Source organism: Streptococcus troglodytae, assembly GCF_002355215.1.
GTDB classification, from domain to species: domain Bacteria; phylum Bacillota; class Bacilli; order Lactobacillales; family Streptococcaceae; genus Streptococcus; species Streptococcus troglodytae.
The window spans coordinates 1,754,233-1,771,685 of the sequence record NZ_AP014612.1; the positions used below are offsets into that span (position 1 = coordinate 1,754,233).

Sequence of the window (17,453 nt, forward strand, 5' to 3'; positions counted from 1 at the left end):
CCTAACCAAATGTAATTATTGCTAAATTTTCGAATAGACGCCTAAATTATATCATATATTAATGAGGAAAAACAGATTTTCTCAAAAAATTCTGAAAATTCAATTATTTAGATCAATTAAAAAACAGCCAGTTATCGGCTGTTTTTTAACCTTAATAAAGATCCAAATAGTTGTCAACTTCCCATTGTGATACAAAAGCAGCATAGCTTGACCATTCAATACGTTTTGCCTCAAGAAAACTTGTATAAATATGGTTACCTAAGGCTGCTTTAACCACTTCATCTTCTTGTAATGCTTTCAGAGCATTATGAAGAGTTGAAGGAAGATCTGCAATACCTGCTTCTTTGCGTTCTTCAACAGTCATAACATAAATATTTGATTCTACGGGTGCCGGTGCTTCAATTTTATTTTCAATGCCATCAAGTCCAGATTCTAAAAGAACAGCCAAAGCTAAATAAGGATTAGCTGTAGGATCAACCGAACGCAATTCCAGACGTGTACTAACACCACGTGAAGCTGGAACACGAATCAATGGTGAACGATTGCGTCCCGCCCAAGCAATATAGACTGGAGCTTCATAACCAGGAACCAAACGTTTATATGAATTAACAGTTGGATTCATGATAGCAGTATAACTATAAGCATGTTTTACCAAACCACCTAAGAATTGATAAGCAACTTCAGATAGCTGCATCCCTTTAGGATCTTGTGAATCAAAGAAAGCGTTCTTACCATCACTGCCAAACAGGGACATATTACAGTGCATTCCTGAACCATTAATACCAAATTTAGGTTTGGCCATAAAGGTTGCATACAGACCATGTTTGCGGGCAATGGTTTTAACAACTAATTTGAAAAGTTGAATTTTATCACAGGCAGTTAAAACATCAGCATATTTAAAATCAATTTCATGTTGACCAATAGCTACCTCGTGATGACTTGCTTCAACTTCAAATCCCATTTTTGTTAAGACATTGACAATCTCACGGCGGGTATTATCAGCAAGGTCAGTTGGTGCTAAATCAAAGTAACCGCCTTTATCATTTACTTCAGTTGTCGGATTGCCAAATTCATCCATTTTGAAAAGGAAAAACTCAGGTTCTGGACCAAGGTTAAATGATTTATATCCTAGACTTTCCATATGACGCAGCGCTTTTTTCAAGTTGCCACGTGGGTCACCAGCAAATGGTTCCCCTTCTGCTGTATAAATATCACAAATTAATCCAGCAACGGCTCCGTTTTCATCTCCCCAAGGAAAAACAGTCCAAGTATTAAGATCAGGATAAAGATACATGTCTGATTCATTAATACGTACAAAACCTTCAATTGAAGAGCCATCAAACATCGCTTTGTTTGAAAGTACTTTGTCTAATTGTTCGTCAGTAGCTGGGATTTCAACATTTTTCATGGTTCCCAAGATATCCGTAAACATCAAACGAAGGAAAGTAACATTCTTTTCTTTAACTTCGCGACGGATGTCTGCTGCTGTGATTGCCATAACGGCCTCCTTTTAAAAATTAAATGCCACGTTACGTATTTACATACGTAAACCACCAAGATGTTGCGTTGGGCTCGAAAAGCGGCCCTGATTTCGGAGTTCGTCATGTAAGATACGTCGAACATCCGCATCTGTCAAAGCTTTCTGCTTTTTCAGAGCACGATCTTTACGATCAGCATACTCTCTCTTGATAGCTGCGATATTTAATCCTTCATCTAAGAAATCCTTAATTTCCAGTAAAACATCCATATCATTCAGCGAGTAAAGACGTCGATTTCCAGAACTACGATCTGGTGTCAGTAAACCTTGATCTTCATAATAACGAATTTGACGAGCTGTTAAATCCGTCAATTTCATTACAGTTCCAATAGGAAAAACTGCCATTGACCGTCGAAGCTCTTTTTCTTTCATGACTTTCCTCCTTTCATTGTCTATTATATTCTGAAAATTTATAGCTGTCAAGTCTATATGTTATATTTCCTGACATAAACTCTAAACTTTTCTTTTTATAAAAAATTTTCGCACTCTATCAATATCTGAATTAACAGAAATGGCAATAAAAACCCCTACAAAAGTTTCAAAAACTCTAGCACAAACATAAAGAATTGTCTCATCTTTGGGAATAGAAAGGGTAATAATAAGCAAAGCTGCAACACCACCGATAATCCCAGTCTTATTATTCATGGCAACATTAGTCATAATGGTTAACATGGTAAATATTGGAACAAAAACAACTGTAACCCAATACTGAAAATGAAATAGATTATTGATGAGAAAAAATAGCAGTGAATAAACCCCGCCAATACTGTTACCAACTATACGTGACGTCCCAAAATGGACGCTTTTATCAAAATCCTCACGTAAACTAAAAACAGCCGTTAAAGCACCAATTTGAAGGCCCTTCCAGCCAAGTATACCAAAAAGCAAAAGCACTAAAAAAACAGCTAGACCCGATTTGAAAGTCCGCATACCTAATGTAAATTTTTGGGGATCAAAATGATATTTCTTCATACTTTTATTGTAACATGATTTGGAAAAAAGAAGCTACTTGAAAACTACCTTATAATGTCTCAGTCTTATTTGATTTCATTGATGCTGATCTCATGCACAAAAAAGACGCATTATAACGCCTTTTTCCAACCTTCTCAATAAAGAGGATTATTATCAATCAATGCAGCCAAACCTGAAAGTATCTTTCCTTTGCCTCCACCGATTTTCTAAGCTCACCTTATTTCGCAGAGAATCTATTATCTACTGTATGCACTAGAAAAGAAAAGAGTTGCGTCCACAACTCTTTTCGTCACAATATCTTCATTCTCACAAAAAGGTGGACAAATCCACCCCTTTGCTATCATTACAATTTCGCTCTTTTTTACAAAATCAGGATTGAAACTTACGGGCGTAAATCTTATTTTTCCGTGAGTGCAGCGAGACCTGGGAGTACCTTTCCTTCAAGCAACTCCATGCTTGCACCTCCACCCGTACTAATCCATGAGAATTTATCTGCGCGGCCAAGGTTGATGGCTGCAGCAGCTGAGTCACCACCACCGATGATTGATTTAACACCTGGTTGTTTGACGATAGCATCCATCACACCGATCGTCCCAGCTTGGAAATCAGGATTTTCAAAGACACCCATAGGACCATTCCAAACAACTGTCTTAGCACCTGTTAATTCTTCATCAAATTTAGCAATTGATTTTGGACCGATATCAAGACCAAGGAAACCTGGATCAACAGCTGCACCTTCAGTATCTTTAACTTCAGTGTAGTCAGCAAAAGCATTAGCCTCTTTTGAGTCAACTGGCAAGATTAACTTTCCATTTGCTTTAGCCAAAAGATCTTTAGCAATGTCAAGTTTGTCTTCTTCAACAAGTGAATCACCAATTTCGATGCCTTGTGCCTTGAGGAAAGTATAAGTCATACCACCACCAATAAGGACTTTATCAGCTTTTTTAAGAAGATTTTCAATAACACCAATCTTATCTGAAACTTTTGAACCACCAAGGATAGCGATAAATGGGCGAACAGGATTGTCAACAGCTTCTTGAATGTAAGCAATTTCGTTTTCAAGAAGAAAGCCAGCAACTGCTTTGTCCACATTAGCTGAAATACCAACATTAGAAGCGTGAGCACGGTGAGCAGTACCAAATGCATCATTTACAAAAATGCCATCGCCAAGACTTGCCCAATATTTACCAAGCTCAGGATCATTTTTAGATTCTTTTTTGCCATCAACATCTTCAAAACGAGTGTTTTCAACCAAAAGAACTTCACCATTTTTAAGAGCATTAATAGCTGCTTCTAATTGTTCACCACGTGTTACACCTGGAAAAACAACTTCTTGCCCAAGCTTTTTAGCCAAATCAGCAGCTACAGGAGCAAGAGATTTCCCTTCTTTATCTGCTTCCTCTTTGACACGTCCAAGGTGAGAGAAAAGAACAGCACGTCCACCATGTTCAATGATGTATTTAATTGTTGGAAGAGCTGCAGTAATGCGGTTATCATTTGTAATAACGCCATCTTTTACAGGGACATTAAAGTCAACACGAACGAGAACTTTCTTCCCTTTCAAATCAACATCTTTAACAGTCAATTTTGCCATGAATATAGACTCCTTAAATTTTTTTATACATGATAATTATATCACAAAATCAATAAAAGTAGCAAAGTAATTTTATTTATATCATTTTAATAAACGGGCGACGATAGCCCTTTATTAAGTAAAGTCCTTGTTTCAATTGCTGCAAGGAGGGGTAGGAGATTTGTTATTCCTTGAAAAATAACCTTATTTAGGTAATCAGATTAAAATAGTTTTGCTATAAAATTTTACTGCAGCTAGGTAATGAATCAAAAGAGAATACCCAGCAGATATTTCCTTCATAAATTAAAAAGAGCAAAAGTAAATCATGGTTTTATAGCAATAATTTTAACCAATACACAGTATCGCTTTTCTCAAGTCCTTAACCTTTACAAGAAAAAGAGGACCAAAGGTCCCCTTTTACAAAATAATAAATATTATTTAGCGATTTTTGCAAAGTACTCAAGAGTACGTACAAGTTGTGAAGTATATGACATTTCGTTATCATACCATGAAACAACTTTAACCAATTGTTTACCATCAACATCAAGAACTTTTGTTTGAGTTGCGTCAAACAATGAACCAAAAGACATACCTACAATATCTGATGATACGATTGGATCTTCAGTATATCCGTAAGATTCATTTGCAGCAGCTTTCATAGCAGCATTCACTTCATCAACCGTTACGTTTTTATCAAGTACAGCAACTAATTCAGTAACTGATCCTGTTGGAACTGGAACACGTTGCGCAGCACCGTCAAGTTTACCATTCAATTCAGGAATAACAAGACCGATAGCTTTAGCAGCACCAGTTGAGTTAGGAACGATGTTTGCTGCAGCAGCACGTGCACGACGAAGGTCACCTTTACGGTGTGGTCCATCAAGAACCATTTGGTCACCAGTATATGCATGGATCGTTGTCATCAAACCTTCTTTGATACCAAAGTTATCATGTAAAGCTTTCGCCATTGGCGCAAGACAGTTTGTAGTACATGAAGCACCTGAAATAACTGTTTCAGTACCATCAAGAACATCGTGGTTAGTGTTAAAGACGATTGTCTTAATATCGTTACCGCCTGGTGCAGTGATAACAACTTTTTTAGCTCCACCATTAGCATGTAAGTGTTTTTCAGCAGCTGCTTTACTTGCAAAGAAGCCAGTTGCTTCAAGAACGATTTCTACACCATCAGCAGCCCAGTCAATCTGTTCTGGATCACGTTCAGCTGAAACCTTAACGAATTTACCATTAACTTCAAATCCGCCTTCTTTAACTTCAACATTACCGTCAAAACGACCTTGAGTTGAATCATATTTCAACAAGTGTGCAAGCATGTTTGGGTCTGTAAGGTCATTGATACGTGTAACTTCAACACCTTCGACGTTTTGGATGCGACGGAAAGCAAGACGTCCAATACGACCAAAACCGTTAATACCAACTTTAACTACCATTAGTGATTTCCTCCTTATGAAAATCAAAAAAATTTATTTTAAAAGGCATTGCCTTTTAGACGGTTGTGAAAAGATTAACTTACACAAATATAAACCAACCTTTCAACAAAATTATTATATAATTATTTTAAGAAAATTGCAAACGATTTTCCCTATTCTAGCAAGAAAAAAGAGAGAATAAGAAAGTCAAGATTTATCACTTTAAACTTCTTATTTTCTCTTAATAATCACTATTGAAATGCTATAAAATTATTATTCTTTTTATAAAGAATTAATTAGCATGTTCACTAAAGAAATTAAGCTTCTCCAGCGTTTTTCTTAATGATTTCTTCTTGAACAGATTTTGGAACATCTTCATAGTGATCAAATACCATCATGAAGGTTCCACGACCTTGAGATGCTGAACGAAGAACAGTTGCATAACCGAACATTTCAGCAAGCGGAACAAAAGCACGAACAATTTGACTATTACCATGTGCTTCCATGCCATCAACACGTCCACGACGGGCAGTGACATGTCCCATAACATCACCAAGGTTTTCTTCAGGAACAGTGATAGTGACTAACATCATTGGTTCAAGAATAACAGGTTTCGCAGTTTTAGCAGCTTCCTTGAGAGCAAGTGACGCAGCAATCTTGAAGGCTGTTTCAGATGAGTCAACATCATGGTAAGAACCATCATAAAGTTTGGCCTTAACATCAACAATTGGGTAACCAGCAAGAACACCATTAGCCATAGATTCAATCAAACCTTTTTCTACGGCCGGAACAAATTCACGTGGAACAACACCACCCACAATGGCATTTTCAAACTCGAACCCTTTACCTTCTTCATTTGGAGTAAATTCAATCCAAACATCACCAAATTGACCTTTACCACCGGATTGACGTTTAAAGAAACCACGTGCTTGCGTAGCTTGACGGAAAGTTTCACGATATGATACCTGAGGAGCACCAACGTTAGCTTCAACCTTGAATTCACGTTTCATACGGTCAACAAGGACATCCAAGTGAAGCTCACCCATACCAGAAATAACGGTTTCACCTGTTTCAACATTTGTTTCCACACGGAAAGTTGGATCTTCCTCAGCAAGCTTTTGAAGAGCAATTCCCATTTTATCTTGATCGGCTTTCGATTTTGGTTCAACCATCAACTGAATAACAGGCTCTGGAACTTCAATTGATTCAAGAATCACTTTTGCCTTTTCATCAGTTAATGAATCTCCAGTTGTTGTCTCTTTCAAACCAACTGCAGCTGCAATATCACCGGCATAAACGGTTTCAATTTCTTGACGGCTGTTGGCATGCATTTGAAGGATACGTCCGATACGTTCACGCTTTCCTTTAGAAGTATTCAACACATAAGAACCACTGTTTAGAATACCAGAATAAACACGGAAGAAAGTCAAACGTCCCACGAATGGGTCAGTCATAATCTTGAAGGCAAGAGCAGCAAATGGTTCGTCATCAGATGCTGGGCGCTCTTCTTCTTCATCGGTATCTGGATTGACACCCTTAATAGGAGGAATATCAAGCGGACTTGGAAGATAATCAACAACCGCATCAAGCATCATTTGGACGCCTTTATTCTTGAAAGCTGAACCCGCAAGAACCGGGAAGAATTCAACATTAATAGTTGCTTTACGAATAGCTGCCTTCAATTCTGTTTCAGTAATTTCTTCACCTTCAAGATATTTCATCATCAGATCTTCATCAGTTTCAGCAACTGCCTCAATCAATTTTTCACGGTATTCTTTAGCTTGATCAAGGTAGTCAGCAGGAATATCTTCAATCAAAATATCTGTACCGAGGTCATTCGTATAGATTTCGGCTTTCATTGTTACCAAATCAATAATACCTTCAAAGTCATCTTCTGCTCCGATTGGTAATTGAATTGGGTGTGCATTTGCTTGAAGACGATCATGAAGAGTACTTACTGAATAAAGGAAGTCAGCACCGATTTTATCCATCTTATTAGCAAATACGATACGAGGAACACCATACTCAGTTGCTTGACGCCAAACCGTTTCTGTTTGAGGTTCAACACCTGACTGAGCATCAAGAACAGTAACAGCACCATCTAGAACACGAAGAGAACGTTGCACTTCGATAGTAAAGTCCACGTGCCCCGGTGTGTCAATAATATTGACACGATGGTCTTTCCATTGAGCAGTCGTTGCAGCTGAAGTGATTGTGATACCACGTTCTTGCTCTTGTTCCATCCAGTCCATTTGTGAAGCACCTTCGTGTGTTTCACCAATTTTATGAATTTTACCAGTATAGTAAAGAATACGCTCTGTTGTAGTTGTTTTACCAGCATCAACGTGAGCCATGATACCAATATTACGAGTTTTTTCAAGTGAAAATTCGCGAGCCATGAGGTTTATTTCTCCTATTTTTAATTTTATTACTTTGTTACTAAAAACGGATAGGCATAACCTACCCGCTTTATGTTTTGCTTCATGTCAATTGAACAAGAAGATCAAGCTCTCAAAAAGCGCTTGTCTAATTTCCCCTTGTTGACAAGTGTCAAAGCGGGTTTTATCCTACCAACGGAAGTGTGCAAAAGCACGGTTAGCTTCAGCCATACGATGTGTATCTTCACGTTTTTTAACTGAGGCACCTGTATTATTTGACGCATCTAAGATTTCTTTTGCAAGACGATCTTTCATTGTGTGCTCACCACGAGTACGTGATGCAGTCACCAACCAACGAAGACCTAATGTTGTACGACGTTCAGGACGAACTTCAACTGGGACTTGATAGTTAGAACCTCCAACACGACGTGCACGTACTTCAAGTACAGGCATGATATTTTCCATAGCTTGTTCAAAGACTTCAAGTGCATCATTTCCTGTTGCTTCCTTAATTTGTTCAAAAGCTCCATAAACGATAGAAGCAGCTGTACCACGTTTACCATCAAGCATAATACGGTTGATAAGGCGTGTTACAAGTTTTGAATTGTATAATGGATCTGGCAATACTTCGCGCTTAGGCGCACGGTTTTTACGACTCATTTCTTAATCTCCCTTCCTTATGCTTTTGGTTTCTTAGTACCATATTTAGAACGACCTTGTTTACGATCAGTAACACCGGCAGTATCAAGTGCACCACGAACAATATGGTAACGTACCCCTGGAAGGTCTTTTACACGTCCACCACGAATAAGTACAACACTGTGTTCTTGCAGGTTGTGGCCAATACCTGGAATATAAGCAGTGACTTCAATAAGGTTACTCAAACGAACACGAGCAAATTTACGAAGAGCAGAGTTAGGTTTCTTAGGGGTCATTGTTCCAACACGTGTTGCGACACCTCGTTTTTGAGGTGCAGCAAGTTTAGTATGAACTTTTTTATGGCTATTATAGCCAATATTCAATGCTGGTGAGTCGGATTTTTCTACTTTAGACTTACGTGGCTTACGAACCAACTGGTTAATTGTAGGCATCTACATTCTCCTGTATTTTTATTTTTGGGGTGATTGGGCACTCGGTGACAGTCCCAATCCGTGTGTACTTTGCAACATTTGTCAGCACGTCTCTGTACACTTTTGAGAGACCAAAAGTAAAAAGTACCATTTATCATGGTAACACAGCAGAACTGCTTTGTCAAACACTTTTTCCTTGATTTATATCTTCTAGCTATTTTTAAATTGACCTTATATGAACTTTCTCTATACTATTTTCAATTTCACTATACGCTATATTTTATTTACTAAAAATATTTCCCAACTTAACATCTACCTTGCTTTCTTTAACATCAATATTGGTTACTGTTAAAAGAGATTTATAGCTGATGCCCTCACGTTTTTCCTGAGCATTATCGGCAAAAACTGCCACTCCAACCAACTGACTGTCAAATTCACTTAAAAGGCTAACCATGCCGCTAATTGTACCGCCGCCTTTAAGAAAATCATCAACGATTAAAACGCGGCTGTTGGGATTTAAACTGCGTTTGGATAAAAACATCTTCTCGATACGATCGCTTGAGCCAGAAGCATAATTAACAGATACTGTTGAACCTTCTGTAATCTTCAAATCTCGACGCACAATGACAAAAGGTACATTAAGAATATTAGCAACGGCATTAGCCAGCGGAACACCTTTGGTTGCCACTGTCATAACAGCATCAATTTTTTCATCTTTAAAAGCATTGGCAATAATGCGACCAATATTTTTTAGAATACTTGGTGTTGATAGCAGGTCAGACAAATAAATATAGCCTCCCGGCAAAATACGGTTGCTTTCTGCCAGTCGCTGACACAGTTCTTGGGCAATCGCTCTCGCTTCATCATTTGAAATAGTCGGTGTAAAAATAACACCACCATTGGCACCAGTTACCGTCTTAATATGACCAATATCAGCTTGAGCAAAAGCTTTCTTAATAATTGCAATATCTTCGGAAATCGAAGACTTTGCCGCTTCATACTTTTGAGCAAAAGTATTGAGGCTGGTTAGTTGATAGGGGTTGTTAATTAAATAATTTGAAATAACAACCATTCGTTCGCTACGTCGCAATTTCATAAAATCACCATTCATTTTTTACTTTTATTATACCATATTAAAAAGAAAAGACGAACATTAGAGCTCTAATAGTCATCTTTTTTCGTGTTTTGATGGTTTGCTTTGGGTTTATAGAAAGAACGATTGTCCATAGCAAAAATACGACCAGTCATCTCTCCTTCTGATACACGAGATAGAGCAGTCGTCATCATCATCATTTCAGCATCAATATTATCAATCATATGAATGATTTCTGCTTCCATAATTTTAGGTCTAACGGGACTGCCATATTCTAAGAGACCATGATGGCTGAGAATAACATGACGCAAGACAATAACATCTTCCTTAGTATCGTCAATAGCCAATTCTGATAAAACTTTAGTAATTTCTTCATCGATCAAAGCAATGTGACCAATAAGATTGCCACGAATAGTATATTCGGTATTATCAGGACCAGAAAGTTCAAGAACTTTGGCTAAATCATGCAGCATAATCCCCGCAAACAGAAGGCTTTTATCCAGTGTTTCATAAATATTCCCGATGCTATCAGCCAAACGAACCATAGTTGCTGTATGGTAGGCAAGACCGACCTCAAAGGCATGGTGATTGGTTTTTGCTGCTGGAAAACTGAAAAATGCTTTACTATACTTGCGATAAAGGGCGCGGACAATCCGCTGCCAAGTAGCATTTTCGATTTTGAAAAGCATCTGTTCAAGATATTCTTTGACCTCTTCAACATCAACAGGTGGTTTTTCCTTAAAGTCTCTAGGATCACTAGGCTCTCCATCCTTAGGATGCCGTAAGCTGATTTGATTGACCTGCGGTGTCCCGTTATAAACTTCACGGCGTCCCCTCATAAAGACAACTTCCCCAGCAGTAAATTCTTCAACATTATAAGGCTGAGCATCCCAAAGATTACCAGAAATCTCTCCACTATCATCTTGAAAGGTAAAGGCAAGGTAATCTTTTCCTGCTCTTGTTTTTCTGAGTTCTGCTGACTTGATCAGATAAAACCCTTCAAAAGGTTCATCCTTTTTCATTTGATTAATTTTCATTTGATCCCTCATCTTCTAGCGGCGAAAGGTCTAAAACCGACTTAGTGTTTTCATCTTCATATAATTCAATATTTCTAAGTGCTCGTCCAATGGCGTTGGTGCGCGTTATTAAAAGTTTATCAATATTGTTGCTAGCTTGATTGAGTTGTTTTTGGTTGTCTGTAAAAGACCTCCAAACTTAGCAAATTCTGTCTTGACATTTCCTAAAATTTTACTGATATCATCAGCATTTTTTTGAATATTCAATGTTTTAAAACCAACAGACAAAGAATTCAATAGGGCTGATAAAGTTGACGGACCTGCTACAACAATATGTTCATCACGCCGCAAAGCATCAAAGAAACTAGCATTTCTAACAACTTCCGAATAAAGCCCTTCTGTTGGCAAAAACATAATCCCAAAATTGGTTGTTTCTGGTGGATTGAGATATTTCTTTTGAATATCTTTGGCAAAAGTCTTGATACTGCTTAGCAGTTTTTTTCGATAAAGATCAATTTGCTCCTTATTACCAAGCTCATAGGCATCTTCCAAACGATAATAATTTTCCAGTGGAAACTTAGAATCAATAGGCAGGTAAACATAGGTTCCTTGCTGATTCCCCGGCAATTTAACAGCATATTCCACACGTTCTTTTGAGTCCTTCACAGTTGCAAATTCACGTTCATATTGAGATTCGGTCATAATATCTTCAATAATTTGGCTTAATTGTAATTCGCCCAGAATTCCCCGTGTTTTAGTATTGGAGAGAACCTTATTCAAGGTGCCAACATCACGTGCCATGTTCTTCATTTCACCCAAACCTTGGTTAACATTTTCCAACTGCTTAGAAACAGTTTCGAAAGAAGTTTTCAGACGCGTATGTAAGGTTTGGTCTAATTTTTCTGCAACGGTTTGCCGCATCTCTTCCAAGCGTTTTTCATTGGAAGTTTGCATTTCTTTGACCGACTGATTTAATTGTAAATTGATTTGCTCTAAACGCTTATCCGATCGATCCCGACTGTCATTTAGATTTTGATGCAATACCTCTCTTAAGTCAGTTAATTGTTGAGAGAGATCATTTTGTAAACGTGTCAACTGCTGATTAATTGCAAGCAATTGATTTTTATTAGCAACTTCCAACTGATAGGAAACTTGATCAGAAAGGTTATCCGCATTGTCATCTAACTTTTTTTCAAGTCCCGATTGATTTTTATCTAGTTTTAGAAAAATAGCAGAGCTGATAAAACATGCTGTTAGAGCCAGTAAGAGAGTAAGAATATCCATTTATTATTAGGTCCTATCTTTTGTTTGAATGACAACAACATAACCTGAAGCGACTGAAAAACAAATCGGTTTGCCCTTGAATTCATTGCTGCTGTAAATTTTCTTTTGAAAATAGTTTCTTTCTGTTAATTCGTATTTAGCATCTTGAATAGACAGATGAGCGCCGTTTGCTGCCATAAAGGAAATATAAACCATATCAGTTGCCTGTTCAATTTGATGTTGTCCTGCTGGGAAAAATTCTACTAAATTTTGTTTATCACGTAATTTAAAACAACGCATAAAAGGAGCTAAATCAGGATCGCTAGGTAAAAAAATATTGGACAGCATATGGTCTATCCGACCGCCAAAAGCACCAAAAAACAATTATTTCAACCTTGCCAAAACAGTCAAAAATTGTTTTTAAAGCCAACTCTGTATCCGTATCATTTTTTTCTGCAGGAGCCATTACCAGCTTTTTAGCCTTGGCTTTGATCTCCTTAAATTCCTCTGCTGAGACAGAATCAAAATCCCCAATAGCTAAGTCTAACGGTAACTGATTTTTCAACAAAAAGAACTTCCTTTATCAATACCTACAAAATAGTCAAAATCTCTCGTGAAATAAGTAAGATCGCCTCCAGAAAACAGAGCCACCTTAGTCATTTAAAGCCGCTTTCAAAGTTTCAACTTGAGCAGCTAGATCTTCTTTGAAAAGGTAAGAACCTGCTACAAAGACATTGGCACCGGCTTGCTTTGCCAACTTAATGGTTTCATTGTCAATGCCGCCATCAACTTCAATATCAAATGATAAGCCCTTTTCTTCACGAAGCTTAGCAACAGTCCTTATTTTTTCCAACATTTCTGGAATAAAAGCCTGACCACCAAAACCGGGATTAACTGTCATAATAAGCACCTGATCTGCTAAAGACAAGACGGATTCTAAATCAGCAACTGGTGTTCCAGGATTGATGACAATCCCTGCCTTCATACCAGCAGCCTTGATTTTTTTGAAGGGCACCGTGAATATGATGGGTGGCTTCCGCGTGTACTGTCATAATATCAGCACCAGCTTGAGAAAAATCATCAACATAGCGCTCTGGATTAATTACCATAAGATGACAATCAAAGACGAGTTTACTGTGTTTACGCATACTAGCAACAACACCGGCACCAAAACTAATACTTGGAACAAACTGTCCATCCATAATATCAATATGAACATACTTCACACCAGTTTCTTCAATGCGCTTCAATTCACTTTCAAAGTTAGCATAATCTGCAGCTAAAATAGAAGGGGCAATTTGATTGAGCAACATAACAGACCTACTTTCTTTTTAATACTTTTTTATAAGTCTCTCGGCGATTTTCAATTTCACTAAGGATTTGCAAATAAGTTTGATAGCGTTTTTCCCATATTTTTCTCTGTGTCAGAGCCGATTTCACAGCACACCCCGGTTCATGCGTATGAGTGCAGGAACGAAACTTACAAGCAGCACTTAACTTCAGAAGTTCAGGAAAGGCAGCATTCAATTCCTCACTACTTGTTATTTCGTAATCCAGCGAAGAAAATCCGGGAGTATCTGCAACTTTCCCGCCATAAATGTTATATAGAGTGACTGCGCGTGTCGTGTGACGTCCTCGTCCTAAACTATCTGATATCTCATTAGTCTTTAGTGCCAAATCAGGGGCAAGTGTATTGAGCAAGGTCGTTTTCCCAACACCTGTTTGTCCCATAAAAACAGTTATTTTATCTTTTAAAAAAGGAATTAAATCTTCTAAATAATAAGTAAAATAATAACCAATCTTTTGGTACTGCTTTTGAACCGTTTTAAGATCATCTAAATCCTCTAGTAAGTCCGTTTTAGAAAGGTAAACTATGGGACTGATCTTCCTATGTTCTAAAAGAATGAGAAAACGGTCTAACAAATTATGATTAAAATCCGGTTCTTTAGCAGACATAATGACTACTGCCTGATCAATATTGACAATTGGCGGTCTCACTAGACTGTTTTTTCGTTCATGAATAGCCAGTATATACCCTTCAGAATTTTCTTTAACTGAAAAATCTACTTCATCACCAACATAAGGTTTTTGACCTTTTTTCCTAAAATTACCACGCGCTCGTGTCTGATAAATCTGGCCATCTGACTCTACATAATAAAAACCAGCTAGAGACTCAATAATTTTTCCTTGCAAACGCTCTCCTTACTAAACTTAATAGTTTCATTATATCAAAAAAACAATCTTTTTGCTGGTAGCTATTGGCAAATTTAAAAAAAGCGTATAATATAATTATTACTTGCGGAGATGGTGGAACGGCAGACACGCATGCTTCAGGCGCATGTGCTCGTATGAGCGTGAGGGTTCAAATCCCTTTCTCCGCATTTTTGAATGTCTTGACAACATTAGTTTATCTTAACTTCTTCAGTATTATCTTTTATTTCACTGCCTCGTCAAGTTAGTTCATTCAAAACAATATTATAAACTTGTGTTAACCACAGTGTGCCTAACACAAGTTATGTCTCATTGTGCTTTCCCGTTATAAATTTTGGAAAGGTGGCTCAGCTTGGTACAGCACCGGACTCGAAATCCGGCAAGTGGACATTGTTCATGCGCGGGTTCAAATCCCGTCCTTTCCTTAACATTGAAAGAAGCGAAAATATTCCAGTAAGATGATTTAATCAAATGAATTTAAATTATGATTGATTGCTTTAGTTTAAATAATAAGAAAGATCTCACTTATTTAGTGGGATTTTTTAATAGAACAAAAGTATTTAGTGATCTTGATTAATCTTTCATATCATTTTCAAATTTTAGAATAAGAATTTCTATGTTTTATCAATAGATGATGATGAAATTTTAAATAGTAATAATCATTCATTTTTGCTTGACAGACTTCTCATTTAGTGATATATTTATAACAGAAAGAGTTATAAATAATTAACATTTATATCCTATAGAAGGAAGGTCTGACTTATGAAAAACCCTGCTTACAAACGGATTCCATTTGCTATTGCGCTTCCTCAACTGTTTGCCATTTGGCTGATATCAGCTGACTCTCATCCTGTGTGGATTAAACATGTCACCTTTGGTATCACAATGGCTTTGATTTTCCTTATCTTTATCATTGTCAATACAGCCACATTTCCTGATAAACCTGCCAAGTCTGACGTAAAAAGAGCGCCTCAGCAAAAACTAGAATTTCGCTGGACCTACTTGATACCAAGCTTATCTGTTATCCCAATTATGATTGCCAATGTCGCAGTTAGCTCAAATCCTGTTAGCTTCAAGCTTGCTGTTTTAGGAATAACATTCAGCTTGATAGCACTCGTTTTCGCAATTACTGTTTGGTTAATGAATCGTCACAAAGAAAGCTAAAAAGGTTGCTTACTAATGAAAAATAAAAATGGCTCTATATTTTCTGGCTTCCTTTAATGCTACTGTTGTGGTTTCTATCACCGCAGAGTCATCCTGCTTGGATAAAATTTACTGTTTTCATTATCGTTTTACTGTTTCAAGCTGTTATTCTTTGGCTCTTTCGCAAAGAAGCCTTTCAGGCTCCAGAAGACCGCTATTTTGGACTGACTGAAAAACTTTATAGCATGACAATCTTCGCAGCTATGGGGATTTATACAAAAGGTATTTGGGCCATCACCCCAGACACCAATCCTGTCTGGATAAAGCATGTCTTTTTAGGCTTGGGCTTGTTGATTTTAATTGCTTTCTTCCTCTACTTTGCTTTCAAAAAGGTGGACGAAAGACCTGATGAACGCTTTTATGCTGATTTAGCTAAGGCTGCTTGTCTAACGCTAACTTTGGTCTTGGTCTGCTTGATGATTTTGAGTGTCATCACCTTCTTTTTCCCATTTATCTTGACAGCTGGCATGATTTTGATTTTCGGCGCAGCTATGATTTTGGCCTTTGATATTGCTTTCTTCCTCTTTGAGAAAAGAGGTGCTTAATATGGCGAATATCCTAACCAAGCTCAAGGAACTGCGTAGAGCAAAAAAATGAGCCAACAGGAACTGGCACAATTAGTCGGTGTTCGCCGCGAGACTATTGTTCATCTGGAAAATAATCGCTATAATCCTTCTCTTGAAATGGCTCTTAAAATCGCAGAAATTTTCCAGCTGCCTGTGGAAGATATTTTTCAACTGAATAAGAAAGAGGAAAAGTAGGTGATACAGGTGTCACAAGTCTATCGTAGTAAAAACGGGAAAAGTGCTTCATACTCACTCTATGACCAGCAAGTAGAAGCACTTGAGCTTCCTTATCAAGATATGTTTCTTGAAACTAGCTTTGGTAAAACGCATCTTATTGAATTAGGAAAACCTGATGGAAAACCTCTCTTGGTTTTTCATGGAGGTAATACCAGTTCAGCCTACAATCTGCATCAATTTAAGTTTTACTAAAAGATTTTCACACCTATGCCCTTGATAGCATTGGACAGCCTGGCAAAAGTGCAGAAATTGTCCTATCTCCCAAAAATCTTGATTATGGAAAATGGGCTAAGCAGGTAATTGAACAACTTCATTTTTCAAAAATGCTAGTCTTAGGCGGCTCCTATGGGGCAGGAATTATCACAAAGCTCATAGCCACTGCTCCTAAAAAAATTGAAAAGACCGTTTTGCTGATGCCAGCCGGCATTAAGAATAATTTATCTCTGAGCATTATGCCTTTAGCTTTGTCAATGCTACAATACCGCCTGACAAAGAACAAGTCCTATCTCTTAAAAACAGCTCTGCAATTAGCAGCTTTCACTGACAGCAGAGATTTAGACCAGTATATTTTGCCAACTTTGGCAGATAGCTTTGATCATGTACATGTCAGGGCTGGGATGCCTTCAAATATTTCAGAACAATTAGCCAAAAAATGCAAAGCGCCTCTTCTCATTATGGCTGCAGAAAATGACTGTCTTTTTCCCGCGCATAAGGTACTTCCTCGGGCACAAGCCATTTTTAGCAATTGTCAAACCTACTTGCTTGAAAATCACGGTCATCTTTGTTATTTGACAAAGCAAGAAGAACAACAAATCATTACCTTTTTGAAATGGAGGACTTATCATGAAAACACAAACTTGCCCTTACTGTGGGGAAACTCAATTTGTCACAGCTAAGCAAAATAAAG

The 17,453-nt window shown here is 37.6% G+C and carries 14 protein-coding genes, 2 tRNA genes and 5 pseudogenes; 7 read left to right on the plus strand and 14 right to left on the minus strand.

From position 1 onward, the window contains the following. Positions 1–151 precede the first annotated feature (151 nt). The 14 genes and pseudogenes from glnA to rsgA all read right to left on the minus strand — a co-directional run bounded on the left by glnA (position 152) and on the right by rsgA (position 14,522). Entirely contained in the window at positions 152–1,498 is a 1,347-nt protein-coding gene (glnA, locus tag SRT_RS08465) for a type I glutamate--ammonia ligase (protein ID WP_128833769.1), read from the minus strand. A gap of 39 nt (positions 1,499–1,537) precedes the next feature. Beyond that, the gene (locus tag SRT_RS08470) at positions 1,538–1,909 is read right to left on the minus strand and encodes a MerR family transcriptional regulator (RefSeq protein ID WP_002262486.1); all 372 of its coding nucleotides are present in this window, start codon (positions 1,907–1,909) and stop codon (positions 1,538–1,540) included. A gap of 81 nt (positions 1,910–1,990) precedes the next feature. Beyond that, positions 1,991–2,509, minus strand: coding sequence for an FUSC family protein (locus tag SRT_RS08475; protein WP_128833770.1), 519 nt, complete (start codon positions 2,507–2,509; stop codon positions 1,991–1,993). A gap of 397 nt (positions 2,510–2,906) precedes the next feature. Next, positions 2,907–4,103: a phosphoglycerate kinase gene (locus tag SRT_RS08480; protein ID WP_128833771.1), complete on the minus strand. Its 1,197-nt coding sequence runs from the start codon at positions 4,101–4,103 to the stop codon at positions 2,907–2,909. A gap of 413 nt (positions 4,104–4,516) precedes the next feature. Next, on the minus strand, positions 4,517–5,530 hold the full coding sequence (gene gap, locus SRT_RS08485; protein ID WP_128833772.1) for a type I glyceraldehyde-3-phosphate dehydrogenase: 1,014 nt from the start codon (positions 5,528–5,530) through the stop codon (positions 4,517–4,519). A gap of 296 nt (positions 5,531–5,826) precedes the next feature. Then, entirely contained in the window at positions 5,827–7,908 is a 2,082-nt protein-coding gene (fusA, locus tag SRT_RS08490) for an elongation factor G (protein WP_002262490.1), read from the minus strand. Between the two features lie 168 nt (positions 7,909–8,076). Beyond that, positions 8,077–8,547: a 30S ribosomal protein S7 gene (rpsG, locus tag SRT_RS08495; protein ID WP_002262491.1), complete on the minus strand. Its 471-nt coding sequence runs from the start codon at positions 8,545–8,547 to the stop codon at positions 8,077–8,079. 17 nt (positions 8,548–8,564) lie between these two features. Next, entirely contained in the window at positions 8,565–8,978 is a 414-nt protein-coding gene (rpsL, locus tag SRT_RS08500) for a 30S ribosomal protein S12 (protein WP_002262492.1), read from the minus strand. 259 nt (positions 8,979–9,237) lie between these two features. Then, a complete protein-coding gene (gene purR / locus SRT_RS08510; protein WP_128833773.1) occupies positions 9,238–10,053 on the minus strand; it encodes a pur operon repressor in 816 nt (271 codons plus the stop codon). A gap of 65 nt (positions 10,054–10,118) precedes the next feature. Beyond that, complete coding sequence (locus tag SRT_RS08515) at positions 10,119–11,087, minus strand: 3'-5' exoribonuclease YhaM family protein (protein WP_128833774.1); 969 nt, start codon at positions 11,085–11,087, stop codon at positions 10,119–10,121. Next, positions 11,077–12,350, minus strand: a pseudogene (locus SRT_RS08520) (DNA recombination protein RmuC). Before SRT_RS08520 ends, SRT_RS08515 begins: the two are co-directional and overlap by 11 nt. A gap of 6 nt (positions 12,351–12,356) precedes the next feature. Further along, positions 12,357–12,989, minus strand: a pseudogene (locus SRT_RS08525) (thiamine diphosphokinase). Then, positions 12,982–13,642: pseudogene (gene rpe / locus SRT_RS08530) on the minus strand (ribulose-phosphate 3-epimerase). Before rpe ends, SRT_RS08525 begins: the two co-directional pseudogenes overlap by 8 nt. Positions 13,643–13,649: 7 nt before the next feature. Next, entirely contained in the window at positions 13,650–14,522 is an 873-nt protein-coding gene (gene rsgA / locus SRT_RS08535) for a ribosome small subunit-dependent GTPase A (RefSeq protein WP_128833775.1), read from the minus strand. Between the two features lie 105 nt (positions 14,523–14,627). On the opposite strand from rsgA, the gene SRT_RS08540 reads away from it, so the two are divergent. From SRT_RS08540 to SRT_RS10490, 7 genes and pseudogenes are all read left to right on the plus strand, one after another. Continuing rightward, positions 14,628–14,710 (plus strand) — tRNA-Leu (locus SRT_RS08540). 166 nt (positions 14,711–14,876) lie between these two features. Beyond that, a tRNA-Ser gene (locus SRT_RS08545) sits at positions 14,877–14,965 on the plus strand. A gap of 337 nt (positions 14,966–15,302) precedes the next feature. Continuing rightward, entirely contained in the window at positions 15,303–15,704 is a 402-nt protein-coding gene (locus SRT_RS08550; protein WP_128833776.1) for a hypothetical protein, read from the plus strand. A 56-nt stretch (positions 15,705–15,760) separates the two neighbouring features. Then, positions 15,761–16,288, plus strand: coding sequence for a DUF3796 domain-containing protein (locus SRT_RS08555; protein WP_128833777.1), 528 nt, complete (start codon positions 15,761–15,763; stop codon positions 16,286–16,288). Between the two features lies 1 nt (position 16,289). Beyond that, positions 16,290–16,504, plus strand: a pseudogene (locus SRT_RS08560) (helix-turn-helix transcriptional regulator). Between the two features lie 9 nt (positions 16,505–16,513). Next, positions 16,514–16,738 (plus strand): hypothetical protein, encoded by a 225-nt coding sequence (locus SRT_RS08565; RefSeq protein WP_128833778.1) that lies wholly within the window; start codon positions 16,514–16,516, stop codon positions 16,736–16,738. Between the two features lie 14 nt (positions 16,739–16,752). Continuing rightward, positions 16,753–17,442, plus strand: a pseudogene (locus tag SRT_RS10490) (alpha/beta fold hydrolase); the annotation flags it as partial. Positions 17,443–17,453 lie beyond the last annotated feature (11 nt).